General features: G+C 74.1%; 22 protein-coding genes. 17 read left to right on the top strand and 5 right to left on the bottom strand.

Annotation, left to right across the window (positions count from 1 at the left end; all coding sequences use genetic code 11):
* Positions 1-118 precede the first annotated feature (118 nt).
* Both ACI784_RS23215 and ACI784_RS23220 read right to left on the bottom strand, forming a co-directional pair.
* Positions 119-730, bottom strand: coding sequence for a hypothetical protein (locus tag ACI784_RS23215; RefSeq protein ID WP_457015089.1), 612 nt, complete (start codon positions 728-730; stop codon positions 119-121).
* A 269-nt stretch (positions 731-999) separates the two neighbouring features.
* Positions 1,000-1,410, bottom strand: coding sequence for a PRC-barrel domain-containing protein (locus tag ACI784_RS23220; protein ID WP_457015090.1), 411 nt, complete (start codon positions 1,408-1,410; stop codon positions 1,000-1,002).
* A 525-nt stretch (positions 1,411-1,935) separates the two neighbouring features.
* Here ACI784_RS23220 and ACI784_RS23225 point away from each other — a divergent pair.
* The 15 genes from ACI784_RS23225 (at position 1,936) to ACI784_RS23295 (ending at position 19,169) form a co-directional block, all read left to right on the top strand.
* Positions 1,936-2,148 carry a hypothetical protein gene (locus ACI784_RS23225; RefSeq protein WP_457015091.1) on the top strand — a complete coding sequence of 71 codons (213 nt, stop codon included), beginning with the start codon at positions 1,936-1,938 and terminating at the stop codon, positions 2,146-2,148.
* A gap of 457 nt (positions 2,149-2,605) precedes the next feature.
* Positions 2,606-2,764, top strand: a complete 159-nt coding sequence (locus ACI784_RS23230; protein WP_457015092.1) for a hypothetical protein — start codon at positions 2,606-2,608, stop codon at positions 2,762-2,764.
* Positions 2,765-2,814: 50 nt separating this feature from the next.
* Positions 2,815-3,813, top strand: a complete 999-nt coding sequence (locus ACI784_RS23235; protein WP_457015093.1) for a glucose 1-dehydrogenase — start codon at positions 2,815-2,817, stop codon at positions 3,811-3,813.
* Between the two features lie 28 nt (positions 3,814-3,841).
* Entirely contained in the window at positions 3,842-5,758 is a 1,917-nt protein-coding gene (locus ACI784_RS23240; RefSeq protein ID WP_457015094.1) for a glycoside hydrolase family 15 protein, read from the top strand.
* 713 nt (positions 5,759-6,471) lie between these two features.
* Complete coding sequence (locus ACI784_RS23245; RefSeq protein WP_457015095.1) at positions 6,472-6,966, top strand: hypothetical protein; 495 nt, start codon at positions 6,472-6,474, stop codon at positions 6,964-6,966.
* Positions 6,967-7,062: 96 nt separating this feature from the next.
* Positions 7,063-9,360: an MMPL family transporter gene (locus tag ACI784_RS23250; protein WP_457015096.1), complete on the top strand. Its 2,298-nt coding sequence runs from the start codon at positions 7,063-7,065 to the stop codon at positions 9,358-9,360.
* 486 nt (positions 9,361-9,846) lie between these two features.
* Positions 9,847-11,322: a phosphatase PAP2 family protein gene (locus tag ACI784_RS23255; protein WP_457015097.1), complete on the top strand. Its 1,476-nt coding sequence runs from the start codon at positions 9,847-9,849 to the stop codon at positions 11,320-11,322.
* On the top strand, positions 11,319-12,329 hold the full coding sequence (locus ACI784_RS23260; protein WP_457015098.1) for an alpha/beta fold hydrolase: 1,011 nt from the start codon (positions 11,319-11,321) through the stop codon (positions 12,327-12,329). Before ACI784_RS23255 ends, ACI784_RS23260 begins: the two co-directional genes overlap by 4 nt.
* The gene (locus ACI784_RS23265; RefSeq protein ID WP_457015100.1) at positions 12,326-13,207 is read left to right on the top strand and encodes a metallophosphoesterase; all 882 of its coding nucleotides are present in this window, start codon (positions 12,326-12,328) and stop codon (positions 13,205-13,207) included. The genes ACI784_RS23260 and ACI784_RS23265 overlap by 4 nt, the downstream gene beginning before the upstream one ends.
* Before the next feature lie 110 nt (positions 13,208-13,317).
* A complete protein-coding gene (locus tag ACI784_RS23270) occupies positions 13,318-14,733 on the top strand; it encodes a metallophosphoesterase (RefSeq protein ID WP_457015101.1) in 1,416 nt (471 codons plus the stop codon).
* Between the two features lie 225 nt (positions 14,734-14,958).
* Positions 14,959-15,636 (top strand): response regulator, encoded by a 678-nt coding sequence (locus ACI784_RS23275; RefSeq protein WP_457015102.1) that lies wholly within the window; start codon positions 14,959-14,961, stop codon positions 15,634-15,636.
* Positions 15,633-17,102 (top strand): sensor histidine kinase, encoded by a 1,470-nt coding sequence (locus tag ACI784_RS23280; protein ID WP_457015103.1) that lies wholly within the window; start codon positions 15,633-15,635, stop codon positions 17,100-17,102. Before ACI784_RS23275 ends, ACI784_RS23280 begins: the two co-directional genes overlap by 4 nt.
* Entirely contained in the window at positions 17,099-17,746 is a 648-nt protein-coding gene (locus ACI784_RS23285; protein ID WP_457015104.1) for a GerMN domain-containing protein, read from the top strand. The genes ACI784_RS23280 and ACI784_RS23285 overlap by 4 nt, the downstream gene beginning before the upstream one ends.
* 233 nt (positions 17,747-17,979) lie before the next feature.
* Positions 17,980-18,327 carry an STAS domain-containing protein gene (locus ACI784_RS23290; protein ID WP_457015105.1) on the top strand — a complete coding sequence of 116 codons (348 nt, stop codon included), beginning with the start codon at positions 17,980-17,982 and terminating at the stop codon, positions 18,325-18,327.
* Positions 18,328-18,509: 182 nt separating this feature from the next.
* Entirely contained in the window at positions 18,510-19,169 is a 660-nt protein-coding gene (locus ACI784_RS23295; RefSeq protein WP_457015106.1) for a hypothetical protein, read from the top strand.
* 240 nt (positions 19,170-19,409) lie between these two features.
* On the opposite strand, the gene ACI784_RS23300 is transcribed toward ACI784_RS23295, so the two are convergent.
* Positions 19,410-19,943, bottom strand: coding sequence for a hypothetical protein (locus tag ACI784_RS23300; RefSeq protein ID WP_457015107.1), 534 nt, complete (start codon positions 19,941-19,943; stop codon positions 19,410-19,412).
* 448 nt (positions 19,944-20,391) lie between these two features.
* On the opposite strand from ACI784_RS23300, the gene ACI784_RS23305 reads away from it, so the two are divergent.
* Positions 20,392-22,380 carry a phospholipase D-like domain-containing protein gene (locus tag ACI784_RS23305; RefSeq protein WP_457015108.1) on the top strand — a complete coding sequence of 663 codons (1,989 nt, stop codon included), beginning with the start codon at positions 20,392-20,394 and terminating at the stop codon, positions 22,378-22,380.
* Positions 22,381-23,009: 629 nt separating this feature from the next.
* The gene (locus ACI784_RS23310; RefSeq protein WP_457015111.1) at positions 23,010-23,876 is read left to right on the top strand and encodes an AI-2E family transporter; all 867 of its coding nucleotides are present in this window, start codon (positions 23,010-23,012) and stop codon (positions 23,874-23,876) included.
* Positions 23,877-24,327: 451 nt separating this feature from the next.
* On the opposite strand, the gene ACI784_RS23315 is transcribed toward ACI784_RS23310, so the two are convergent.
* Both ACI784_RS23315 and ACI784_RS23320 read right to left on the bottom strand, forming a co-directional pair.
* Positions 24,328-24,735 carry a hypothetical protein gene (locus ACI784_RS23315; RefSeq protein ID WP_457015109.1) on the bottom strand — a complete coding sequence of 136 codons (408 nt, stop codon included), beginning with the start codon at positions 24,733-24,735 and terminating at the stop codon, positions 24,328-24,330.
* A 14-nt stretch (positions 24,736-24,749) separates the two neighbouring features.
* Entirely contained in the window at positions 24,750-25,535 is a 786-nt protein-coding gene (locus ACI784_RS23320; RefSeq protein WP_457015110.1) for a TIGR02587 family membrane protein, read from the bottom strand.
* Between the last annotated feature and the right edge of the window lie 173 nt (positions 25,536-25,708).

A 25,708-nucleotide genomic window follows, 5' to 3' on the forward strand; every position in this document is an offset into this window, starting at 1 on the left:
CGGCAGCAGCAGGCGGACAAGTCCGCTCAAAGGCACGAAGCCAGTCAGACCTGGAGTCACACCCACTGCCACCGGCCGTCAGCCCATCACCGATGGACCGACCCGGCCAGGCTCACAGTCAGCCCTCCGTCTGCTCCTGGAGGACCTCCATGCGGTCGGCCGCGATGGCGACCTCACCCTCGAAGGCGGAGAAGAAGGCATCCGGATCGTCGAGCAGCTCGTCGGACGCGATGCCGAAGTCCTGCTCGAAGGTGTCGCGCTGCACCTCCACCACCGTGCCGGAGACGCGGACGACGTCGCTGACGTCCAGCTGGGCAGGCGGGCTGGCCATGACGACCGCGATCGGTTCCCCCGTGTCGTTGCCGATGCGGAAGGCGCTGCCGACGTCGGTCGTGGTGATCACCTCCGAGACACCGGCGCTCACCGTGACCTCCTGACCGAGAAGGGCTTGGGCGTCTTCGAAGACCCCGGCCTCGTCCTCGACCGCGGGGTCCACCGGCGCGTCGACGTCCCCCAGACCGTCCTCCAGGGCGCCGACCCGCTCATCCAGTGCCCCCAGGTCGTCCTCGATCTCCTGGAGGTCCTCCGTGGTGACACCGCCGGCCTCCGGCCCGGCCGAGTCACCGCAGCCTGCGAGCCCGCCCACGCCGACGGCCGCTGCCAGCAGGAACGCCGCAGCGCGCCCTCCGCGTCGGGTGGCAGCGGGGTGGAGGCGCTTGCTCGTGCTCATGGTCGCTCCTCTTCTCGTCGCGGCCTGCCTCGCGCAGACCACTGGTCTCGGACGCTGGTTGCCTGCCCGGGCGGAGTGCGTGAACGCTGGCCGCGGTGCTTCTGACACCGATCCGCAAACCCGGTGCAACATGCGGGGAGCCGGTCCACGCGCCCTCGGCGTCGGGCCGTCATCCCGCGGCCCGGCGGGTCGGAGAGGTCGGTCGAGACGCGGATCCGCCCGTGACAGTGACGGCCGGCGGATCCCCATCCGCCCACCGTCCCGACCGGTCAACGGGGCGGGTAGACGGAGCCCGCTTGCCAGTACGGGCCGTACCCCCACCAGCCGTAGACGTCGGAGTAGTAGGCGTCGTCGTAGGCCAACGCCGGGTCGTACGCGGGCACGTCGCCGAGCCGTTCGCGCCCCCGGTCGATGGTCACCGTGTCTCGGTCGACCGACGTCACCGCTTCCACCGGGACGAGAAAGTGCTCCTTCCCCATGCCCAGGAAGCCGCCCGCGCCGATGCGGAGGAGGCGGACCTTGTTCTCCTGGTCGTCGACGAGGAGGTCGTCGACCGTGCCCACCTCCTGACCTCCCTTGTCGACGGCCCGCCGTCCCCGGACGTCCGCAGCGGGATCGGCGACGGTCAAGTTGGTCTCGCTGAGCCGCACGAGCCAGCCAGCGGTGTCGGAACGGGACATGGCCCTCTCCTCTCGTTCGATGGGCCGCTCGACGTCCGGAGAGGGAAGGGGCAGCGGTCCACGGGACGGTCACCCGATGCTGTGCCGCCGGCATCGCCGGCAGCCGCCACGGCGGGGATGTGCAAGAAGAACGACATGTGCCCGTCACCTGCCGACGGCCTGCGGTCGCTGCGTTCCCGCTCCGCGGGCTGTCGCGCGGCATCGTCGGACGGAGGGCCCACCCGGCCGGTGCCGCCGCATGCCCGAGATCGCGAGGCGTGAAGCCCCGAAACCGCAACGTCGGCCGATCACGTTGCTGGTGCCCGCACGACGAACCACCCGCACGACGTACAACCGGCACGAGGAGGTCCCGATGCGTCTCGACACCGCGACCACGGCGCTGCACACGTCATCGCGCGAGGACGTCGTGGGCTCTGGCGGTGGATCCGCATGGAGTCCGACGACCACTGTTGACGGTCGGTGCGGGCCCCCAGCGGACGTCCCAGCACCCGGCTGCACGGCCCACATGTGCTCGGGAGGGGCCCCATGCGGAGTGACCGGGGAGACCGAGCCGTGGTGCTCGGCGGGAGCATGGCCGGCCTGCTGGCCGGGCGCGTGCTCGCTGACGCCTACCGCGAGGTCGTGAGCGTCGAGCGGGACCAGTTGCCCGAGGGCCCGCAGCACCGCCGCGGTGTCCCGCAGGGCCGGCACGTCCACGCGCTGCCGCTGACGACCCCGGCGTCGGATGCGCCTTCCTGAGGGCCACCGGGCGCGTCGACCCGCCGCAGGCCCTGCTGCGCGCACCCCTGATGGCCCGCGGGGCCGGCACGCCGTGACCGGACCGGCCCTCCGGCGCACATCGGCCCCGCTGCGGCCGACTGCGAACCGCCGCTGAGTGCAGCCTCGGAAACGGTCACGCGACGGTCATGAACCGGCGGGAGCTCGTGACGTTCGCGTGGCGGACGCCCAGGTCGCTGACCCCGGCCACGACGCGCGCGGCACGCTCGGAGGGCACCGGTCCGGCCGCCCTCCGGACCGGTCCCGCAGGGAGACGACCAGAGGAGAACCCGGTGCGCCCAGGTGGACAGCACACCGACCGCGCGGCACATGCTCCGGCCCGATCGGAGCGGCCTCCGCGACGCGTCGCGGCGGGCGTTCTCGTGCGGCACCGGCACGAGCGCCGGCACCGGCCGTGCTGATCGACAGGAGCAACGTCGTGCAGACCCTCCGCGCCGGTGGCAGGACCGAGCAGGCCCGGCGGGCCGAGCGGGTGCTGGACGTCGAGGTCGACACCATCCGGGATGCCGAACTGCTCCGTGACCTCGGCATCGACCCCGACAGCCGTGCCATGGGCGGCGGGCTGGCCCTCCGGTGAGAGCCTTCACCGTCGTGCCCGGGTCGCCCGGGTCGGCCGCCGTGCGCGACGTGCCCGATCCGGTCCCCGGCCCGGGCGAGCTCCTGGTCGACGGCCTGGCGGTCGGCGTCTGCGGCACCGACCGGGAGATCGCGGCCGGCGAGTACGGCTGGGCCCCACCCGGGCAGGAACACCTGGTGCTCGGCCACGAGTCCCTGGGCCGGGTCCGGGAGGCGCCCGACGGCAGCGGGTTCACGCCGGGCGACCTGGTGGTCGGGGTGGTCCGCCGCCCCGACCCGGTGCCCTGCGGAGCGTGCGCGTCCGGCGCCTTCGACATGTGCCGCAACGGTCGCTACACCGAACGCGGGATCAAGGAGCTGCCCGGCCACGCCGGCGAGCGCTGGTGCGTCGAGGCCGACTACGCCGTCCTGCTGGACCCCGTCCTGGGGGACGCCGGCGTGCTGCTCGAGCCGACCAGCGTGGTCGCCAAGGCCTGGCAGCAGATCGAACACATCGGCGGCCGGTCGTGGTTCGAGCCGCACACCGCGCTGGTGACCGGCGCCGGTCCGATCGGCCTGCTGGCCGCGCTGCTCGGCGTCCAGCGCGGCCTGGAGGTGCACGTCCTGGACCGGGTGACCGACGGCGCGAAGCCCGGCCTGGTGCGCGACCTCGGCGCGACCTACCACTCCAGCGGCGTCGACGACGCCGTCGCCGCCTGTCGGCCGGACATCGTCGTCGAGGCCACCGGCGCAGCGCCGCTGGTGATGGCCGCCATGAGCGCCACCCGGCCGTACGGGCTCACCTGCCTGACCGGGGTGTCCCCCCGAGGGCGGCTGATCGAGTGGGACGCCGGCGGGTTGAACCGCTCGATGGTGCTGGAGAACGACGCGGTGTTCGGTTCGGTCAACGCCAACCTCGACCACTACCGCGCCGCCGCCGACGCGCTGGCCCGCGCCGACCGCGGCTGGCTGGACCGGCTGGTGACCCGGCGGGTGCCGCTGGCCTCGGCGACCGATGCCCTGCGGCCGGACCCCGGCGGCGTGAAGACCGTCATCACCCTGCACGACTGACCCACGACCCCATCGCGAGGAGGCCGGCGTGCCCGGGCTGATCGAGGACTACGGGCTCATCGGCGATCTGCAGACCGCGGCGCTGGTGGACCGCACCGGGTCGATCGACTGGTTGTGCCTGCCGCGGTTCGACTCCCCCGCCTGCTTCGCCGCGCTGCTCGGGGACGAGCGGGTCGGCCGCTGGCTGCTCGCCCCGCGGGGTGCCGGCGCCTGCACCCGCCGCCACTACCGCGGCGACTCCCTGGTGCTCGAGACCGAGTGGCAGACCCCCGACGGCACCGTGCGCCTGGTGGACTTCATGCCGCCCCGCGGCGAGGCGCCTGATCTGGTGCGGATCGTCGAGGGCGTGACAGGCCGGGTGCCGATGCACGCCGAGCTGGCTCTGCGCTTCGACTACGGCCACGTACCGCCTTGGACCCGCACCGTGGACGGACAGCTGGCGGGGGTGGCCGGACCGGACGCCATCTGGCTGCGCAGCGACGTCCCGGTCCAGGAGTGCGACGGCCGGGTGCGGGCCGACTTCGAGGTCGCCGCCGGCCAGTCGGTGGCCTTCGTGCTGACCCACGCGGCCTCGCACCTCCCCCAGCCGGAGGCTGTGGACCCGCGGCGGGCGCTCGCCGAGACCGAGGACTTCTGGGCGGACTGGATCGGCCGATGCCGGTACAGCGGCGACTGGGCCGGCGCCGTGCGCCGTTCACTGCTCACGCTGAAGGCGCTGACCTACGCGCCCACCGGTGGGATCCTCGCCGCCGCCACGACCTCGCTGCCCGAGCAGCTGGGCGGGTCGCGGAACTGGGACTACCGGTACTGCTGGCTGCGTGACGCCACCTTCACCCTGCAGGCGCTGCTCGGGACCGGCTACCTCGCGGAGGCGCGGGCCTGGCGCGACTGGCTGCTGCGCGCGGCGGCCGGCGCCCCGTCCGAGCTGCGCATCATGTACGCCGTCGACGGGTCCCGGCGCATCCCGGAGGTCGAGATCCCCTGGCTGCCCGGCTACGAGGGCGCAGCGCCGGTGCGGGTGGGCAACGCCGCCGCCGGCCAGTTCCAGCTCGACGTCTGGGGCGAGGTGCTCGACGGGCTGCACCTGGCCCGGCGGTCCGGTTTGGCCGGCACCGCCGACGGGTGGGACCTGCAGCACGCGCTGCTGGACTTCCTCGAAGGCGCCTGGGACCAACCCGACAACAGCCTCTGGGAGGTCCGCGGCCCGCGGCGGCACTTCGTCCACTCCAAGGTCATGGCCTGGGCCGGGGTGGACCGCGCCGTCTGCGCGGTGGAGCACTTCGGCCTCGACGGGCCGGTCGACCGCTGGCGGCGGCTGCGCCAGGAGATCCACGACGACGTCTGCCGCCACGGCTACGACGCCGACCGCGGCACCTTCACCCAGTTCTACGGCTCGCGGGGCCTGGACGCCGCGCTGCTGCTCCTCCCCCGGGTCGGCTTCCTCCCCTGGGACGACCCCCGGGTCGTGGGCACCGTGACCGCCGTCCAGCGCGAACTGGCCCAGGAAGGCTTCCTGCTGCGCTACCGGACCGACGCCGACGGCCGGGTCGACGGCCTCCCCGGCGAGGAAGGAGCCTTCCTGGCCTGCAGCTTCTGGCTGGCCGACGCCCTGACCGGGATCGGCCGCCGGGCCGAGGCCCAGACGCTCTTCACCCGGCTGCTGGACCTGCGCAACGACCTCGGTCTGCTCAGCGAGGAGTACGACGTCGCCGCCGGCCGGCAGGTCGGGAACACTCCGCAGGCCTTCAGCCACGTCGGCCTCGTGAACACCGCCCGCCACCTCTCCGGCACCCTGCCCGCGCGAGACACCGGCAGCGCCACCAGCGGCGGGGACCCGGAGGCGCCCGTCGGCCCAGGCCCGGGAGCGCCCGACCGGCTCCAGGACCACCCACGAGGACCACGGCGGGACGACGCCCAGGGCCCCCAACAACGGCCCGGCACCTGAGTCGTGGTCGTGCCAGGCGGTCCTGTCTGCTGCGAGGCGTTTACAGCTTCACGACAACGGGGCGACATGCCACGTGCTCCTCGCCGGCCCGGGCATCCGTGGACCGGGGCCGCCCACGACATGCCGCGGCCCGTCACCCAGCGAGGAGCGACCATGGCCGTGTCCACCCTCTCGGCGCCAGCGGGCACCAGTTCACGTGTCCACCGCAGCGTTCCCAGTCACCGCCCCGACGACGAGCAGGACGTCCCTGAGGGGCTGCGTTCGCGGATCGCCGTGCCGGGATCGCCGGAGGACACGCCCGGCGACCTGCTCCGGGAGGCCTGGCGACCGGGGACCGCTGAGCCGGTCGACATCCACGTCCGGCCGGAGCTGTGCGCTCGGCTCCTGCGATCGCGTCGCACCCGCCCGCGCAGCCGCCCTGCACCGGGCCCCTTCCCGCCCAGGCGCATCCCTCTCGTCGTCGATGAGCAGATCCCCGCCGCGCCGGGGTTCGAGGTCCACCGCGTTCCTCCGGGCGCCGGGGGCTCCGGCCCCGAACTGCTCGACCGGCAGACCCACGCCCCGGGTGCGGCCCGGGAGCCGCTGCTCGTCCTGGAGCCGTCCGGCGACTGCAGCTGCACGGTCGATCCGCCGGCCCGTGCCGGAGAGGCGGACGACCCGCACGCGGACCGGCCGATGCAGCTGGCGGGACGGGTCGAGGAGCGTGCTCCCCGATGACGGGCGGCACCAGATCCACACCTCAGGAGCAGGACACCCGACGGCAGAGCCCGAGCCGATTGCTACTGAGCGGGGCACTCGTCCTCGGCCTGGCCATCGGCGGTGCCCTCGGTGTGAGCATCGGCGCTGTCACCGACGACGATGCCGTGGGGACCGCCCCTGCGCCGTTCGTCGCGTCGGACACACCCGGGCAGGACTCGCCTCGCCACCCCGAGGCGGAAGCGGGCATCTCCGATGCCTGTCTGCGCGCCGTGGCGGCCGCGGAGCGGACCTACGACCTGATCGATGACCTGGGCAGCGCCCTCCTCCACCTCGATGCACGCCGACTGGACGAGGTGGTGCACGAGCTGCGACCACTGCAGGACCAGCTCGAACAGGGCACGGCCACCTGCCGAGTCGACGTCCGGCGTCCCGACGACCCCACCGGCTCCGGGCCGCTGTCACCGGCGCCGCCCACGCCGTCGTCGCCGCGCACGTCGCCCGCCGGGTGACATCCCCGGCGAGGGCCACCCGCCGGCCCCGCCCCGAAGCACCGCCGTCCACGTGGACCTCCCGGCCGATCCGGGAGCCCTTCCCTGGGGGTCGCCATGTCCGTGCAGCACGTCGCCGAGCCGTCCGGCAGCCGGCGGCGCCGACTGGTGCGCCTGCCCGGTCGTGCGCTGCGTGCTGCGGTGGTCTCGGGGCGCTGGCTGGTGATCGGCGTCTGGGTCGCGGCGGCGGTGGTCACCACTGTGGCGCTCCCCGGGAACGGCGACGGGGGTGGTGGGGACATCGGCAGCCTCCTGCCCGCGGACAGCGAGGCCGTCGCCGTCCTGGAGCGCTCCCTGGCCGAGTTCCGCGTTCCCGCACTCTCCGACACCTCCGTCGTCGTCCACGACCCGGAGGGCTTGAGCGCCCTCACCCGCGCCGACGTCGCGATCTGGGCGCTGGCCACCACGCAGGACGCGCTCAAGGATCCCGAAGCGTCCGGCACCGGCCGGGTCCGGGCCGCCGTACCGGTCCCCACGGCGACCGAGGACACCGCGGTCACCTACCTCTACACCACCGAGTGGCTCGCCCTGGAGGACCGGGTCCGGCTGGCCGAGGAGTACGCCGATCACTTCGCCGACGACCCGTCGGTACAGACCTACGTCACCGGCGTCGTCCCGGCACAGGTGCGCCAGGTCCACCACCTGGAGTCCCGGCTGCACGTCTTCGAGATCGCGACGCTCCTGCTCATCGCCCTCGTGGTCGCACTCACGTTCCGTTCCCTCGTCGCCCCGCTCGTGGTCCTGTTCGCGGCCGGGATCGGCTACCTGGTGTCCTTCCGGACGCTGGAGTACCTGGCCGGGGAACTCGGGTTCGCGCTCCCCGACCAGCTACGTCCACTGACCGCGGCGCTGCTGATCGGCGTGGTCACCGACTACTGCGTGCTGTTCTTCTCCAGCTTCCGGAGCCATCTCGAGGGCGGAGTGCACCGCCACGAGGCGGCGCGGCGCACACTGCTGACCGAGGGGCCGATCGTCACCGTCGCCGGCATCACCGTCGCCGGGGGGACGGCTGCGTTGCTCGCGGCGGACTTCCAGCTGTTCCGGGCGTTCGGGCCGGCCCTGTCGCTGACGGTGATCATCGGGCTGTTGGTCTCCTTGACCCTCGTGCCCGCCCTGCTGGCCGTACTCGGGCCGGGCCTGTACCTCCCGAGGCGGATCCGGGCCGGAGACGCCCGGCCCCCCGGGCAGGCGACGGGAGCGGCCGGCCGACTGGTCAGCATCGTCACCGCCCGGTGGGGGGCGACCATGGCGGTCATCCTCGGCATCACGCTGCTGACGCTGGCCGCGCTCCCCCTCCAGCACATGCGGCTGGACGTGTCCTTCGCCTCCGGCCTGCCGGACGACGATCCGGTGCAGCAGGCTGCCGCGGTGCTCGAAGAGGCCGGGATCCGCGGGGTGGTCGCGCCGACCGAGGTGCTGGTGGAGGGGGCGGACGTCACCGCACAGCGAGACGCCCTCGAGAGCCTGCAGGCTGCCATCGACGCGCAACCCGGGGTGGCCCAGGTGCTGGGCCCGGCGCAGAACCCCCTGCCCGACGAGTACGGCGTCTTCCTCGCCGAGGACGGCGACGCCGCCAGGTTCGTCGTCATCCTCGACAGCGATCCGCTCGCCGCACCGGCCATCGCCGACCTGAGACAGCTGCAGGACCGCCTCGACGACCTCCTGCTCCAGGCCGGGGTGGACGACGCGGCCGTGGCCGTGACCGGTCAGACGGCGATCGCCGCGGAGCTGGTCGATCTCACCCGCGAGAACCTGTGGCTCACGCTGCTCGCCGCGCTCGCGGTGGAGCTGGTGATCCTCGTGCTGTACCTGCGCGCCGTGGTGACCCCGGTGGTCCTGCTGGCCACCAGCGCGCTGGGGGTCGCCGCCGCCGTCGGGCTCGCGGTCCTCGTCTTCCAGGACCTGCGCGGCGATCCGGGACTCACGTTCTACGCGCCGTTCACCGCCGCGGTCCTGCTGCTGGCCCTCGGCTCGGACTACAACGTCTTCGCGGTCGGAAGCATCTGGGCGAGAGGCTCCCGGCACACCCTGAGGCAGGCCATCGCCCTGGCCCTACCGGCGACCGGCCGGGCCATCGGCGCGGCCGGACTCATCCTCGCCGCCACGTTCGCGATGGTGGCGATCATCCCCTTGGCCACCTTCCGGCAGCTGGCGTTCATGATGGCCGTGGGCCTCCTGCTCGACACCTTCCTCATCCGGCCGATCATCACCCCGGCCCTGCTGACGCTCCTAGGACCGGCGGCCAGCTGGCCCAGCCGCCGGATACGCACGTCGGCCCCCACACACCAGGAACACCCGCCGACCACCCCGGTCGGCGCCGTGGCGCTCGACCGCACAGGTCGACCGGGTCCGTGACGGCCACCGGACGCGCGGGTGACCACCGTCTCCGGTCGTCCCGTGCCAACCGGCGGCGGACGCTGATCCGCGACGTTCCGATCGCCTGCTGCCCTGCACGTCCTGCGGCACCACACGTGCCTCGGATGGTCGCGGAGGATGCGGCACGAGCCCCGAAGCCGGGACGTCTGATGACCGGACGCAACGTCACCTGCCCGTCACATCGGCTACGGACTCCCGAGGGCTGCGTTGTCAGCTCGGTGACGAACCCCCGTCGAGCCGAGTGCGACCGGAGGCCGAGGGCACGGTGGAGGCGCAGTCACCGCCGCCCCCGTCCTCGAGAGGCACGCCCCACGCGCACGACCCTGGACGACGACTCCGCGGCATCCGCGGCTTCGTGGCGCACAGCCCGCCGGAGTCCACGAGCCCGTCCACTGCCGAGGCCCCGCCGGCCCCGGCCGGTGCCGTACGGAACACGTGCCGGCCAAGACCCGTGGAGATCGGACGATGCGACCAGACCTCGCACCCCGCACGACCCCGGCGGACACCGCCGGGATCGGTCGCTTCGGCGCGCGTGCCCTGCTCGGATGGGTTGCCGCCGTCGTCGGTGTCGTCCCGTTCCTCCTGCTGTGGCTGCTGGTCCAACAGGCCTGGTCTCCGCTGGCCGGCCTCGACGGCGGGGTCGCCGCCGGCCTGAACGACGCTGTCAGCGGGTCGCCGGTGCTGGTGTCGGCGCTGACCGTCGCCACCGATCTGGGCGGCCCCGCGGTCGCGGTGCTCGTGCTGACGCTGGCCACCGTCTTCCTGCTCATCCGCCGGCGACCGCGCCTGGCGGCGTTCGTGGCAACGACGGGGCTGGGGCTGGCGGTGCTCGGCCCGGTGACGAAGGCCGTCGTCGACCGGGCCCGGCCCGTCGTCGAGTCCCCGGTGGTCGAGACGCCGTCGAACGCCAGCTTTCCGAGCGGGCACGCCATGACCGCCCTCGTGACGTGGGGGGCGCTCCTCCTCGTCACCCTGCCGGGGGTCAGGCGCCGGGCGCGACCGTGGCTGATCACGGCCACGGTGATCCTCGTCGTCACGGTCGGCTGCACGCGTCTGGCCCTGGGGGTGCACTTCGTCTCGGACGTGATCGCCGGATGGGCGCTGGGTGCCGGGTGGCTGGCCGCCACGACGGCGGCCTTCCGGGCCTGGCAGCACGACACCGGGCACCGCTCCGGCGAGACCCTGGACCCGCTGGACGTCGAGCCGGACGAGGCGGCGCACCTGGCCCCTGCCGCGGGATCACCCCTGCCCGGCCGGTCGGCCGCCGCGCGGCTGCTCGTGGTGGCGCTGACGTTGGCGGGGGGACTGGTCGGGCTCGGCCTGCTGGTCACCGGTGCCCTGACCGACACCTGGCTGGGCCGCTTCGACCGCAGTGTCGTCGCCTGGTTCGTGGCGGTGCGCAGCGACGGGCGGACCACCGTCATGGAGGTCATGGGCTCCCTGGGCGGCACCCGGACGGTCATCGCCGTCGGTCTGACCCTGGCGGTGCTGGCCCTGGCCGTGGCCGCGCGCTGGCGACCGGTCGTCTTCGTCGCCGTCACGCTGGTCGGCGAGGTGGTCCTGTACTGGGCCATCGCCCAGGTCGTCGACCGGGCGCGGCCGGCCGTCGCCGACCTCACGTCGGGTCTGCCGACCGGCGCGGGTTGGCCCTCCGGTCACGCGGCCGCCGCCGCGGCCGCGTACGGGGCGGTCGCGGCGCTGGTCATCGTCTACGGGCGGGGGCGCGGACGCTGGGCGGTGCTGCTCCTGCCCGTCCTCGTCGCGCCCGCCGTCGGGATCAGCCGGGTGTACGTCGCCGCCCACCACCCGACCGACGTCGTGGCCGGCCTCCTGTTGGGTGGCCTCTGGGTCGCCGCCTGCGCCCACCTCCTCCTCCCGCCACCGGGTCGGGGCAGCCGGGCCGGGACGGCTCCGCAGAGGGCGGCGGGGACCCGGCCGTGAGCGGGCGGGCGGCCGTCGTGACCGGCTGCGCGGCAGCGGCCGTTGTGGCGCTCCGGTTCCGGACGGCACGGCACCTCGCGGGTCGACTGCGCGGTGACCCCGAGGGAGTGCTCACCGAGGACGGCGTGCGGCTGCACGTCGAGGAGGCCGGTCGCGTCGACGCGACGACGACCGTGGTCCTGGTGCACGGGCTGGGCGCCGACGCGTCGGTGTTCGGCCCGCTCCGGACGGCGCTGCACGACTCCGCTCGGCTGGTTCTCTACGACCAGCGCGGGCACGGCCGCAGCGGTTGGTCCGGACACCGGTCGGCCACCGTGCGGCAGCTCGGACGGGACCTCGGCCGGGTCCTCGAGGAGCGTGCGGGCATCGAGCCCGTCGTGCTCGTCGGGCACTCGTTGGGCGGGATGGCGGTCCTGGCGCTGCTCCGGGACCGCCCGGAGCTCCTCGGCGGACGGGTGGCGGGCGTCGCCCTGCTCTCCACCACCGCGGGACCGCTCGGCCGGAGCAGCCTGTTGCCCGCCACGCTCCGTCTCGCCCTTCGGGCGCGGCTCGGACCGCTGGTCGCGCGCCTGCTGTGGGCGGCCGCCCCCGTGGTGCAGGCGGTCGATCCCTTCCGCCGCCCGGCCGGGCGGCGGTGGCTGCGCGGTCGACTGTTCGCCGCCGAGCCGCCGGAGCCGGCCGTCGCCGCGATGGCCGACTCCTGGGCCGCCACCCCCCTCGGCGTCGTGTCGGCGTTCCTGCCCGGCCTGGCGACCTACGACGAACACGCGGTCACCGGTGTGGTGGGCGCGGTGCCCGTCCTGGTCCTGGCCGGCACGGGCGACGCGACCTTCGCCGCCCGGGGCGCCCGACGGCTCGCACGGCGCATCGGGCCCGCCGCCCGGCTGGTACTCGTCCCCGGCGCCGGCCACATGGTCACCCTGACCCACCCCGACGCGGTGACCACCGCCCTGCGCGGCCTGCTGGCCCGGGTCCGGGCCACGACCGAGGAACGGAGGGCATCGTGAGCCGCTGGCTGAAGCGGATCGGCGCCGCGCTGGGGATCCTGCTGGCGCTGGTCCTGGGGTACGGGATCTTCGTCGAACCCCGGCTCATCCTGGAGGAAGTCCGAGCCGAGGTCCCCGTGCCCGGTGTCGGCGACGAACTGGCCGGCACCCAGGTGGCGGTCGTCTCCGACCTCCAGCTGGGCATGTGGTTCGCCAACACCGGCATGGTCGAGCACGCGGTCGAGACGATCGTCGCAGCGCAGCCCGACGTCGCCCTGCTCGGGGGGGACTTCCTCTACAGCACCGACCCGAGCATCGGCAACCAGATCGACACCCTGCTGGAGCTCCTCGACCCGCTGCTGGACTCCGGCATCCCGACCTTCGCCGTCCTCGGCAACCACGACCACGCCGTCGACGCCGCGGACGAGCTGACCACCGCGCTGGAGGGTGCCGGTGTGCCGGTGCTGCGGAACGAGGCCGCCCCGGTGCCCGGCCTGGAGGGTGCCGACGGGGAGTCGCTGCACGTCGTGGGCGTCGGCCCGGACCGCCCCGGCCTCGCCGACGTGGACCAGGCGCTGGCCGACGTCCCGGACGGCGCGCCGCGCGTGGTCCTCATGCACAACCCGACCGTCTTCCCGAAGCTGCCCCCGGGCAGCGCGCCGCTGACCCTCGCCGGGCACACCCACTGCGGCCAGGTCGCGCTCCCCGGCTCCCCGCGGTGGGCCTACCTGGCCCTGACCAGCGAGGAGCGGATCGTCGCCGACGGCTGGGCGCCGGAGGACTACGGCGCCGAGGGCAACCGCATGTTCGTAACCTGCGGCATCGGTTTCAGCCTCGCCCCGATCCGGGTCAACGCCCCACCACAGGTCGCCTTCTTCGAGCTCCGCCCCGGCGACTGACCCCCGACCGCTGCGCGCCACGGCCCGAGGAGATCCATGGCCGACGTTCCGTCCTCCGGTGACACCTGGCCGGCCGACCTCACCGGATGGAGCCGGCGGGTGCCCACGGCATGAGCACCGACACACACTTCGAGCCGTTCGTCCACCTCGTCGACGTCGGGCCCGACCGCGCCCTCGTGGCGTGGGGCGGGTTCTGGTTCCGCCGCGACGACCCGGGCGGCCGCTGGCGCGTGCTGGCGGACGACAATCTGGACGCCGTAGACCCCGGCCGCACCGGCAGCATGGGCGCGGCCGCCGAGCCCTACGGACGGGCCCTGGTCGAGGTCACGGATGCGGCAGGCCGGGTCGTTGCCACGGCCGGGTCGGCGGACGCCACCTCGACATGGGTCACCGGCCTGACACCGGACACCTCCTACCGCTACCGCATCACCGTCGAGGGACATCCTTGGGCGGAAGGCGAGCGCTGGGACTGGGGCCCGGTGCCCCGCGGTGGGCTCGACCTGCGGCCGGCGGGCCGGTCGTACACGCCGGTGTTCCGCACCCACCCCGCCCCCGACGTCCCGGCGCCGCTGGACTTCGCCGTGCTCGGCGACTACGGCATCGGGATCGTCGCCGACACCGAGGCCGGACGCCGCCAGCGCCGGGTCGCGGCCGTCCTCGACCGGCTGGTCGACGACCCCGGGGTCCGCCTCGTCATCACCGTCGGGGACAACGTGTACGCGACCCCGGGCCGCCGCGGCTCACAAGGCAGCGGCGGGCAGGACGACGACTGGTACGGCAGCTTCTACCAGCCCTACCGGTACGCCCTCGCGCGGGTTCCGGTGTACCCGGCGGTGGGCAATCACGACACCAGCGACGAGGAGTCCAGCGACGACCGCACGCAGATCCGCGACAACTTCCACACCGACGCCCGGTTCGGGCCGCACACGACCGCGACACGGTCCTCCCTCGACCCGGGCATGTGCTACCGGTTCGGCTACGGAGCCGACGTCGAGTTCGTGTCCATCGACACCTCCCTGGCCCGTTCTCTGCCCACCGAGCACTTCTTCGAGGACCCCCGCCACCGGTGCTTCCTCGCCGAGGCGCTCTCGGCTCCCGAGGACCGCGGGCCGCGGTGGCGCATCCCCTTCTCCCACCACCCGGCGTACTGCGCCGGTCCCAGCCACCCCAACACGGCGGCGATGGTCGAGCACCTGGTGCCGCTGTTCGAGCGTGCCGGGGTACGGGCGGCCTTCGCCGGGCACGAGCACAACTTCCAGGCGGCCCGACAGGGTGGGATCACGTACTTCGTCTCCGGCGCCGGGGGTCAGCTGCGCGAGGAGACCCCCGAGGGATTCGCCGCCGCCGGCACGTACGCGTGGAACGCCCAGGCCCATCTGCTGCTGGCGCGGGTGCACGACCGCACCCTGACCGTCACACCCGTCGCCGCCCTCGGCCCCGACGGCGCGCTGGAGGCGGTCACACCGCGCGCCCCCAACGGCTCTGTGGTCGAGGTCCCCTTCCGCGTCTCCCTGCCCCACGGCTGACCCCTCGCCGTCCCCACTGCCCCTCGGCACCGGCACCGTCGTCACGGGCCCGTCACACAGCCCTGGGCGCTGCGCCGGCGGAGTTGACGATCTCGCGACATCGACGCCCCCAACGTGCCCGTTCCGCTGGTTCGGGACACGGTGGCCGAGCGATGCGGAAGAACAGGACCGGCCTGTTCCCGGAGAGGGTGGTTTAGGGAGGTGCGGGTGGGCAGACTGTCTGACGTGCCCCGATCCGTGCTCATCATCGAGGACGACCCCCGGATCCGGCGGATCGTGCAGATGACGCTGCAGCGGGAGGGCCTCGACGTCGTCGAGGCCGACAGCGGCGAATCGGGGCTCGAGCGGCTGGCCGAACGCGACTTCGACGTCATCCTGTTGGACCTCATGCTGCCGGGCAAGGACGGCTTCGAGGTGTGCCGGGAGATCCGCCGCGCCTCCAACGTCCCGATCATCATGGTGACCGCCCGGGGCGACAGCCACGACGTGGTCGCCGGTCTGGAAGCCGGGGCCGACGACTACGTGTCCAAGCCGTTCGTGCCCAAGGAGCTGTCGGCGCGGATCCGCGCCCTGGCCCGCCGCACCCGTGCCCCCGAACCCCGGGTGCGGATCGAGGTCGGCGACCTGGAGATCGCTCCGCAGGACGGCACGGTGACCCGCGACGGGGAGCTGGTCAACCTCACACGCACCGAGTTCATGCTGCTGTGCGAGCTGGCCACGGAACCCGGTCGCGTGCTGAGCCGCGAGCAGCTCCTGGAGCGGGTGTGGGGCTACGACTACTTCGGCGACTCCCGGCTGGTCGACGTGCACGTGCGGCGGTTGCGCAAGAAGGTGGAGGAGGACCCCAGCAACCCGACCGTGGTGACCACCGTGCGCGGCATGGGATACCGCGTCCCCGGGTGACCGCCACGCGGTCCCACCCCGATGCGCTCCTCCTCGCCGACGCCGAGCCCATCGCCGCGGAACCGCCGGCCGAACGCAGACGTCGGACCGGCCCCTCGAGCACCCTCCGAGGTCGGGCCACCCTCGCCTTCACCGCGGTCACCCTGGTGCTCTCCGCCGCGCTGACGGTGGCCGTGTGGATCGCCGTCTCCCAGTACCTGCTCGTGCAGCGGGAGCGCAGCACGTTGATCCAGACCTCGGACAACGCCGCGCAGGTGCAGCGCGCCCTGGGCACGCAGGGGCTCACCGTCCCGCAGCTACTCGCCCAGCTGCCGCGGGAGACCGGCTCGGTGTCGCTGTACGTCGACGACGGTGAATGGGTGACGACATCACTCCTGATCGGCCGCGACGACATCCCCGCCGTGCTCGCCGAGACCGTCGTGGACGGGACCCCGGCACGCCAGCGGATCGAGGTGCAGGGCACCACGATGATGGCGGTGGGCATCCCGCTGGCCGGGTTGGACCAGGCCTACTTCGAGGTGTTCTCCCTCGACGAGCTGGACCGCACCTACCGCGTCCTCGCCACCGTGCTCGCCGTCGCGGTCGCCGGGATGGGGTCGCTCTCGTTGGCGGTGGGCTGGTGGGTCACCGGCCCGGCGCTGCGGCCGCTGCAGCGCATCGCCACGGCGGCCGAGGCGATCGCCGGAGGGAACCTGTCGGCCCGCATCGACCCCCGCGGGGACCCGTCGCTGGTCCCGATCGCCTCGTCGTTCAACCGGACGGTGTCCGATCTGGAGGCGCGGGTCCGCGCCGACGCCCGATTCGCGGCCGACGTCAGTCACGAGCTGCGCAGCCCGCTGACGGCGATGCTCGGTGCCGTGGAGCTGGTCGAGGCGACCGCCGACGCCCTGCCGCCCGACGGTCGGGAGGGGCTGGCCGTGCTGCGGTCGGAGGTCCACCGGTTCGAGCGCCTGGTCGCGGACCTGCTGGAGATCTCCCGCGCGGATGCCGGCACCGCCGACGTCGTCGTCGAGGAGGTCCGGCTGGCGGCCCTGGCCGAGGAGTCGCTGGCCCGGCGCCGACTCGCGGGGCGGCCGACCGCGCGGCTCGACGTCCGGGCCACGGCCGAGGAAGTGGTCATCCACGCCGACAAGCGCCGGCTGGAACGTGTGCTGGCCAACCTCATGGACAACGCCGACAAGCACGGCGGCGGCCTCACCGCGGTCACCGTCGCGCGGGGCGAGCAGACCGTCTGCGTCCTGGTCGACGACGACGGCCCGGGGATCCCCGCGGAGGAGCGGCACCGCATCTTCGACCGGTTCGCCCGCGGCGGCGGCAGCATCCGTACCCAGACGGAGGGCGCCGGCCTCGGTCTGGCGCTCGTGGCCCGTCACGTCCAGGCGATGGGAGGAACCGTGAGCGTGGGCGAGGCGCCCTCCGGAGGCGCCCGGTTCGTCGTCGAACTCCCGCTGCATCCGCTGTCATGACGCCCCCCCTCGACGCCGCACTGCGCGCCGTCGTCCTGCTGGTCGCCGCCCTGCTCCTCGTGGGGTGCGGCGTCCGCGCAGAGACCCGGCCCGAACCGGTCACGACCCCGGCCGCACCGTCGTCGAACGGCGACAACGGTCCACCCGGGGCCGGCCCCCGGCTCACCGTCTTCTTCGTACGCGGCGCCGATCTGGCTCCGGTCGAGCGGCGCACCCGCGCGACCACGACCGCGGCCGCCCTTGATCAACTGGTGGAGGGGCCCACCCGCGCGGAAGTGCGTGCGGGCCTCCGCACCGCACTGCCCCCTGAGGTGGTCGGCGTCGACGAGGTGCTCTCCGATGGTCTGACGACCGTCTCGGTGACCCGTGGCTTCACCGGCATCACCGGTGGCAACCAGCTGCTCGCCGTCGCGCAGATCGTGTGGACGCTCACCGCCCTGCCCACGGTGACCACCGTCCGCTTCGTCGTGGAAGGCACGCCGGTCGAGGTGCCCACCGACGGAGGCCTGACCGACCGGCCCGTGGGCCGCGACGACTACCGCTCGGTGGCGCCCGCCGAGCCGACTCCCACACCCACCCCCACACCTCCCCCGCCACCGCCACCAGAGGTGTCCACACCGACCGGCAGCACCACACCGCGCTGACCTCCCCGCATGCTCGCCTTAACGCAGGCGTCATGCACCGGCCGCGCCGTCGCAGGAGCCGGCCCGCCGTACCCGACAGCTGCGTGACGGTCGCCCCTCACCGACCCCGCGCGAGGCCCCGCCGTGTCACGGTGCACCAGGCGCGGCACCCGCCCGCCCGGCAGGACCGCTCCTGCGATGCCATCCCACGGCCAGCAGCCCGGTCCGCCTCGCTGTCACATCGGAGGACCCCCGTGGAACACCCCCACCGGGCCGACGCTCGGCGCTCCTGCCCACTCCCCGATCACCACCACGCCGGCGCGCCGGCGTTCAGTCAGGTCGTCGACGGCCGCCGCGGCTGCATCGGCGCCACCGGCGACCTGACCCACCGCACCGCCGACCAGCTGCGGGGAACCGTCGAGGCCCTCCGGCGCGGTGGCCACCGGCGCATCCTCGTGGACCTGCACGGCCTGCACTCCGCCGACGCGCTCGGCCTGCGGGCGCTGCACACACTCCAAGCCCTCGTCGAGGCCGATGGGGGCCGGCTGACCCTGCTGCACCTCCCCGAGGTCGACGGGGGCTCGGAGCAGCGGCCGGCATGACGGCCAGGTGACACACGGGAGACCCACTCGGCAGGGCACACCCACCTGGCCCGCGCGAACCCGATTGCGCCGCCACCTCCGTGATGAACGGATGACATCTCGCCGCCGCAGGTGAGAGCGGGCGGCGAGACGAGCACCCCTCCGTCGAGAGGTACGCCCGACACCACGGACGGAGGCATCTCATGGCAGCCGGCGCCCCCTGGACGTCGTCATCGAGCTGGCGCCTCGGGCGCGGCGCGGTCGCTGCGCTGCGGTGGGCCGGGGCCGTCGTCCTCGGAGTCCTCGCCGCGCTCGGTGCCTTGACCGCGCCGCTGGCATCACTCCTGATCGGCGTGGTCGCGGCCGCGCTGGGCTGGGCATTCGTCCGAGCCCTCCACCACAGTCCAGAGGGCCACCTGCCGTCGTTGCCCCACCCGATGTCGGCTGCGGCATGGATGGCGGTGCTGCCGGCCGTTGCGGCCGGGACGGCGCCGCTGGGCCTAGGTCCCCTGGGCGTCGCCGGCGTCACCATCGCGGTGGCGGTCGCCGTCGGCTGGTGGGGTGGCTCCTGCGGCGAGCCGCACCCACGCCCGGCCGGGCAGGACGCCGATCCGGACCCCGACGAGAGATCCCTGCGCGAACTGCTGAGCGTGGTGCCCGTCGGCCTCCTGTTCGACGAGTGGCGCCGAATCGCGGAGCCAGCCCTCGACGGCAGGGGGCCCGAGACCCGGTTCCGGCTGCGCTGCCTGCTGATCGCCGAGTTGCGCCGGCGCGACCCCGTGGGCACCGAGCGCTGGCTCAGCCGGGCGCCGGAGGCGCCGCCGGACGGTTACGTCCAGGACGCGCCTGACCGGGCCACCTGAGCACCCACCGCCTCCGGGACACCGGTGCTCCCCGGCCGCCACCACCGGGGATGCCGCATCGCCGGCCGACTGGTCGACAGCGTGGTGCACCGGCGACGCCGACACGGCTGGGCGCCTCCCTGGATGCCCGACGCAGCCGGGCCACGACGCCCAGACGCCGACGGGAACCGGCGAACCGGTGGCGGGCAGCAGCCATCGTCCTGTGTCGCTCCCGCGACTCCCACCGACGGCTGGGGTCGCTCAGTCCTCGTCGAGCAGGTTCACGTCGACTGCGGCGATGTACGGGCCGTCCTCGAAGATCGCGACACCCTCGTCCACGAGGTCGACCCCGAGGTCCTCTTCGACCTCCAGGAGGACGAAGGTGCCGACGTCCCCGGTGACCTGTGCGGTGTAGCCGGGGAGCAGCGTCACCCCGTCGGCCGTCGGGCGGGTGACGAGGGTGGCCATGTCACCCTCGCCGATCACGAATGCCTGGGGGCTGAGCACCTCGACGATCTTCCCGCGGACGGTGACCGGCTCATTCGTGAAGGACTCGGGGTCGTCGAAGAAGGCGACGGAGTCGTCATCGTTCGGCGCCTCGGCGATGTCCTCCTCGGTGGCGTCGTCCTGCAGGTCGTCCAGGTCGCCCTGGTCCTCGACCCCCTCCTCGTTGATGTCCTCGAGCGTCGTGCCGCGGTCCTGCTCGTCGCCGCCGCAGGCGGCGACGCCCAGGCCGGTCGAGACAGCGATGGCGGTGGCGGCGAGAACTCGCCCAACCCTGGCTCCGGTGGACATGGCGACTCTCCTTGCTGAGTCGGCCGCGGTCACCGAGGCGACCCGGCCGAGGACGGTGATCGGGGTCGTCCGGGGCTGCCCCGGCAGGAGCCGCTCTCCCCTCCCCGGCTGCTTCGTCACGGGTCCGCAACGGCGTCCGCGGCCTGAGTGACATGCCTGTGACGGGCTCGGCTCCGCGTGGGTGGCCGCGCTCTGATGCCGTCCGCGGGCACCCGCCGCCGGGCTGCCCTGTGCTCGCCGTCGCCCCCTGCTGCGGGGGAACTCGCGGACGTCACTCGAGCGTCACCCCCGACGGGGGTGTGTGACGGCTCCGTGTCGATGTCCCCGTCGGTCGCTCACTCCGCTCTGGAGCGGGGACACGGTGGACCGGTGCCAGGCCGCTCACCCGGCGGTCCCTGGAGGCCGTTCACGGCAGGAGGCCCCCGACGACGTGCTGGTGGAGATCCGGATGGCTGACGTCCGACCAGGAGCGCCGGCCGCTGCGCCACGGTGGGCACACCGGGGGCGGCTCCTCGGACTCCTGGTGGTGGCGCTGATCACCGCCTGCGGAGTCCCCGCCGGTGGGCCGGTCCAGGAGATCGCCGTGCCCACCGTCGGCACCTCCCCGGCCGCCCCGGGGACGATGGAGGGACGGCGCGAGATCATGGTCTACTTCGTGCGCGGCATCCGCCTCGAGGCAGTCCCGCGCCAGGTCGTCGAGCGGCGACCCCAGACGTCGCTGGAGCTCCTGCTGGCCGGGCCGACCCGAGCCGAGGCAGTGTCGGAGCTCCGGACCGCCCTCTCACCGCAGGACCTGGCGGTGCGCTCCGGACCCGAGGGCACCGGAACGGCGAGGATCGTGGTCGGCGGGGAGTTCACCAGCATCGACGGCGGCAACCAGCTGCTGGCCGTGGCGCAGGTCGTGTGGACGGTCACCCAGTTCCCGGAGGTCGACCGGGTCTGCTTCAGCCTGGGCGGCGCCCTGGTGGAGGTGCCGACGGACACGGGCCTCTCCGCTGAGCCGGTGGACCGGGGGGACTACGTGTCCGTGGCGCCGCCCCGGACGAGGACGGACCGGCGATCCGCGGTCGACGGACCGGAACGCCGGCCACGCAGGCACACCCCTGCGGGCCGGCCGGCCGCCCCGATCCCGGGCGGGCAGCCCCGGACCACCCTCCAGTCAGTCCAGGAGAGGCAGACACCGATGCTCACGACCGGCCATCCCGCACAGACCCGCCGCGAGGCCCGGGGACCGACAGGGCGGCGCCGGGCCCTGGAGGCCCTCCTCGGGGTGCCGTTCAGCGAGGGAAACCGGGTCGAGGTCCTCCGCAACGGCACCGAGACCTTCCCCGCGCTGCTGTCCGCGATCTCGGCGGCGACCCGCAGCATCGACCTGCTGTGGTTCGCCTGGCGCAGCGGGACCGTCGCCGCGTGCATCACGGAGGCTCTCGCCGACCGGGCGCGCGCCGGCGTGCGGGTTCGCGTGCTGCTCGACGGCTACGGGGCCAAGCACATCGACCGGGGCGGCCTCGGGCGGATGCGTGACGCCGGCTGTGAGGTGGTCTTCTACCGCCCCCTGCCCAGTGGGCGGCCCACTGTGTGGAACCTGCGAACGCACCGACGGGTCCTGGTCTGTGACGAGACGCTGGCGTTCACCGGGGGAACCGGGATCGCCGACGCCTGGACCGGCAACGGCCACCAACCGGGGCACTGGCGGGACACCGCCTTCCGGGTCTCCGGGCCGGCCGTGGCGGGCGTCCGGGCGGCATTCGCCGTTCCGTGGATGCAGGCACAGGCCCGGACGGGCGAGGCCGGTCTGGTGTCGGACGCCGACCGTTTCCCGCCGCTGCTGCCCGCTGGCGGCAGCGCCGTGCAGGTGCTGCGCCCGTCGTCCGGACCAGGCTGGAACGACGCGGCACTGGCCGTCGTCGCCCTCCTCGAGACAGCGTGCCGTCGGGTGCGGATCACCACCCCGTACGTGCGGCTGCCCGGCTGGCTGAGCGCGCTCGTGTGCGCCACCGCCAGCCGCGGCGTCGCGGTACAGCTCCTGGTGTCCGGCCCGCACGTGGAGCGCCCGGCCGTCCACCTGCAGGGTCAGCGGGAGTACCAGACGCTGCTGGACGCCGGGGTGGAGATCTGGCGCTATCAGCCGAGCCTGCTGCACGCGAAGGTCCTCACCGTGGACGGCGAGACCGCGATGGTGGGGACCGCCAACCTCGACGCCCGCTCGCTCGCCCTCAACGAGCAGGTGTGCATGCTGGTCGACGACCGTGTACTCACCGGGCTGCTGGACGCCCACTTCGAGGAGGACCTCGCCGTGAGCGCCCAGGTGACCGACCATGGGTGGCGGAGACGGCCAGTGACCCACCGGATCCTGGAGGCAGCTGCCGACGTGGCGGGACGACCCCTGCGGGGTGCGGGCGGTGCAGGCCTGACAGGACGCCGCCCCGGCTGGTGACCGCCGCCCGGTCAGGAGGCGCCGGTCACCCGGCCCTGGCGTCCCGGTGTCACGTGCACGTCACGACCGACGCCCCGGAGATGACGATGCACTGACGGCAGACCCGCGGGGCGGTGCATCCGCGTCACCCCGGGCATCGACCCGGCACAGCAGCAGGCGGACGCCCGTGGCGCCGAGGCCACTCGAACGTCGGCGGCGTCCGTTGTCGTCCGCGGTCAGCACACGCCTGACCGGCCGAGGGTGGGGATGATGAGCCGGCACAGCATCGAGGCCGTCCCGCGCGAGTGATCCCGGATACGGACCGTTGGGTTCGTCCGAGGCGCGGCCAGGTGAAGCCCCCTCCGCGCACGAGCCGCCCGCGCCCCCCTGGGCGCTCCGGGTCCCGACCACCAGCGGCGCGGTGCTGTCGCTGGCCGCCACCGCCTGGCTGCTCTTCTGGTTCCCGCTCCGGATACCCCTGCTCACCGTGACGATCGCCGTGGCCCTGCTGCTCCCCGCGCTGGTCGAGCCGATGGCGCGGGGGCTGCGCCACCGGAGGCTGCCCTCGGCGCTCGCGGCTCTCCTCTCCGTCCTGCTGCTGCTCGGCGGCCTGACCGGTATCGGCCTGCTCGTGGGTTCCGCGCGGTCGCCTGCGCGACCTCACCCAGCCGCTGACGGCCGGCATCGACCGCATCCGGGTGTGGTTGGTCGAGGGCCCACTCCACGTGGACCCGCACCAGGTCGCCGACATCCGCAACGCGGTGGTCGACCAGATCTACGAGCTGGCCCCCCACCCCACGGCGGCAGCGCGGATGGCCCTCCACCTGCTGGCCGCGGTGATCCTCGTGGCCTTCCTGTTGTTCTTCCTGCTCAAGGACGGCGCCGGGATGTGGGCCTGGCTGCTGGAGCGGGTGCCCCATCGGCGGCGCAGGCGGCTGGACGAGGCCGGTCGGTGCGCCTGGACCACGCTGTCGCGCTGCGTCCGCGGCATCGTCGTGGTGGCGTTGATCGACGCGGTGGGCATCGGAGCGGCCCTCCTGGTCCTGGGCGTGCCACTCTGGGTGTCCCTGACCCTGCTGACGTTCCTGGGCGCGTTCGTCCCGCTGTTCGGGGCCACGGTCAGCGGTGCGGTCGCGGTGCTCGTCACCCTGGTGACCAAAGGCCTCGGCGACGCGGTCATCGTGCTGGTCGTCGTCCTCGTGGTCCTGCAGGTCGAGGGCAACCTCCTCCAGCCCCTCATCGTCGGCCGCGCAGTGCGGTTGCACCCGGCCGCCGTCCTCGTCGCGGTCACCGCCGGCATGCTGCTGTGGGGGCTCGCCGGAGCCGTCCTGGCCGTACCCCTCCTGGCCGTCAATCACCGGGTCGGCGAGTCCGTACGTCAACACCCCGACCCACCGGCCGGGCAGCCCGACGCACGGCCGCCGGTGTCCCTCCACGAACCCGGCCCAGCACCGGTCGACGCGACCCGACCGGCTGCCGCGCCGAACGGCGAGGGTGGCCGTCCCCCGGCGCGATGACGGAGCGCCGCCGCGACTCCCTGGACGAGGGGCCGGCCGGGCTGGCTGCCGCGGCCGCCGGACGGTCGTCCGCGCCGCTGCCGGCCCCGTCGACGAGCTGCTCGGTGAGCTCGTGGCCGCAGACGTCGGCATCGGCCTGCTCCTCGAGGTCACCGACCGGGCCCAGCCTCCAGGTGTCCTCCAGTTCCTGTTGCCCCCGGCGGCCCCGGTGCGCTGGGTGCTGGACCCCATCGGGCTCACCATCGTGCTCACCGATCTGGCACGCCGCCCTCACCGTGACCGTCGAGACGCACTGGTCGGCCTGCCGCTGGACGCCGACCGCCCGCACCGGGCCGGAGCACGGAGCGACGTCCGGAGCACTCGGCGACGACGCGCTGGCCAGAACGTCGGGATCCCGGCCAGCCCCCCGGCGTGGCGCCGGTGCGGCCGAGCGACGGAGCGGCGGTCCGCTTCAGGGCAGCCGGTAGCCCACCGGCCCCACCTCGAGCTCGCCACTCGCCGGGTCGGTCGAGAAGACCAGCGCCCCGGCTCGGGAGCTGTGCGCAGGGAGGTAGGCGATCGAACTGGACGCCCGGTCCACCGGGCGCCCCGCGCGGAGCACGGCACCCTCGATCTGGACCCCCTCGGCGGTGTGCCCTCCTGAGTTGACCGCCTGGAAGTACACCGTCCAGTCCGCCCCGGTCTCCTCCACCCCGGTGACGACGACGGCCAGCTCGGGCCCGGTCTCGCGGGCGCCGAGGGCCTGGTAGGCCAGGAAACCGACGAGGGCGAGCACCAGCAGACCGCCCAGTGCCCCGGCGACATACTCGGCGGCGCCGGAGCCGCCGCCCTCCTCGGCGTCGTCTCGGGCTACGTCCACGTCGCGTGGTCCTCTCACAGGATCAGCCGGGCGGCTGCGGCGCCGAGGGACGCCGGAAGGGCCAGGACCACCGATTGCATGACCAGCGCGGCCCAGCCGGTCTGATCGAACCGGCCCAGGGTCCACAACAGATATGCGGCGACGGCCAGCGCCAACGCGTAGCCGACGACGGTCAGGCTGGCGAAGGCGTGCAACGGGCCGTGGCGCGCCCGCTCCTGCCCTCTGAACCCCACCCAGTACACGAAGGCGTGCATGAGCACGAGGCTGACCGCCACCAGGGCCAGCCCGTGCCAGGGAGCGGCCTCGGCGGCCAAGAGCACGATCTCCTCCGTCGGCGCCACGTTGGCGGCGAAGACCACCGCGCCGGCGGTCATGAGGAACAACTCGTGGACGTAGCCCGCGCGCTGCGACTCGCCGCTCGTCTGGCCCAGCTGGCTACGGGCGTACGACGCACCCACCGCCGCCGGAAGCGTCTCCAGCGTCACGACGGACAACGCATCCCGCCAGTCCCGCCACCAGGAGACCGCGCCGAGGACGGAGAGGACGACCGTGGCGGCCAGCGCGGCCATGAGGAAGGCCACCCCGGAGTCGACCAGGCAGCCCCGCCATCCCGGCTGCGCCGACGCCCCACCGAGCTCGCGGGCCAGGCCGACGACGAGGATCACGGTGCTGAGCAGCAGCAGGGCGATCCGGTGACGGTCCACCGCCAGGCCCAGGCGCCACAGCTCCATGGTCATGAACAGCGGCATGGAGAACAGGAGCGCTCCGGCGAACGCACGCCCCAGGCCCGCCACCGCCACCGCGTCGTCCCTCCGTCATGGCGTCCCGTCAGGTCGCGCGGTCACCGGCGGCGACCGACCACGGCATCTCCCCGATCCCGGGCGGACGAGGGGGCCGGGGGGGGGGGGGGGGGGGGGGGGGGGGGGGGGGGGGGGGGGGGGGGCGGGGGGGGGGGCGGGGGGTATACGCGTAC

The sequence above is a fragment of the Geodermatophilus sp. SYSU D01186 genome, from assembly GCF_054050215.1.

What these genes read in the sequence shown, in the direction of transcription:
- ACI784_RS23250 (WP_457015096.1), top strand. Translation starts at nt 7,063, where the DNA reads ATGTCCGTGCAGCACGTCGCCGAGCCGTCCGGCAGCCGGCGGCGCCGA.
- ACI784_RS23300 (WP_457015107.1), bottom strand. Translation starts at nt 19,943, where the DNA reads ATGTCCACCGGAGCCAGGGTTGGGCGAGTTCTCGCCGCCACCGCCATC.
- ACI784_RS23245 (WP_457015095.1), top strand. Translation starts at nt 6,472, where the DNA reads ATGACGGGCGGCACCAGATCCACACCTCAGGAGCAGGACACCCGACGG.
- ACI784_RS23255 (WP_457015097.1), top strand. Translation starts at nt 9,847, where the DNA reads ATGCGACCAGACCTCGCACCCCGCACGACCCCGGCGGACACCGCCGGG.
- ACI784_RS23225 (WP_457015091.1), top strand. Translation starts at nt 1,936, where the DNA reads ATGCGGAGTGACCGGGGAGACCGAGCCGTGGTGCTCGGCGGGAGCATG.
- ACI784_RS23305 (WP_457015108.1), top strand. Translation starts at nt 20,392, where the DNA reads ATGGCTGACGTCCGACCAGGAGCGCCGGCCGCTGCGCCACGGTGGGCA.
- ACI784_RS23220 (WP_457015090.1), bottom strand. Translation starts at nt 1,410, where the DNA reads ATGTCCCGTTCCGACACCGCTGGCTGGCTCGTGCGGCTCAGCGAGACC.
- ACI784_RS23295 (WP_457015106.1), top strand. Translation starts at nt 18,510, where the DNA reads ATGGCAGCCGGCGCCCCCTGGACGTCGTCATCGAGCTGGCGCCTCGGG.
- ACI784_RS23285 (WP_457015104.1), top strand. Translation starts at nt 17,099, where the DNA reads ATGACGCCCCCCCTCGACGCCGCACTGCGCGCCGTCGTCCTGCTGGTC.
- ACI784_RS23215 (WP_457015089.1), bottom strand. Translation starts at nt 730, where the DNA reads ATGAGCACGAGCAAGCGCCTCCACCCCGCTGCCACCCGACGCGGAGGG.
- ACI784_RS23270 (WP_457015101.1), top strand. Translation starts at nt 13,318, where the DNA reads ATGAGCACCGACACACACTTCGAGCCGTTCGTCCACCTCGTCGACGTC.